This is a genomic window from Kineococcus sp. TRM81007, from assembly GCF_022669155.1.
GTDB lineage: Bacteria > Actinomycetota > Actinomycetes > Actinomycetales > Kineococcaceae > Kineococcus.
This window is the reverse complement of sequence record NZ_JALBVB010000013.1, coordinates 1-214: the sequence shown is the minus strand read 5'-3', so window position 1 is coordinate 214 and position 214 is coordinate 1. Positions and strand designations below refer to the sequence as shown.

Here is a 214-nt window from a genome sequence, read left to right as displayed (position 1 = left end):
CAGGTTCGTCTGCTCCGCGATGGAGGTGATCAGCTTGACCACGTCGCCGATCTCGCGGGAGGAGGCGCTCAGGCGCTCCGGGATGGCGGAGGCCTCGCTGGCGTTGGCGACGGCGACCGTCCCGATCGAGGCGGAGATCTCCTCGGCGGCCGCGGAGACGACCTGCGACTGCGAACCGGACTGCGTGGCACCGCTGGACAGCTGGGTCGCCACG

Annotated in this window: 1 pseudogene; it reads right to left on the bottom strand. The window is 71.0% G+C overall.

The features are described from left to right. Positions 1–214 (bottom strand): annotated as a pseudogene (locus tag MN205_RS00060) (methyl-accepting chemotaxis protein); the annotation flags it as partial.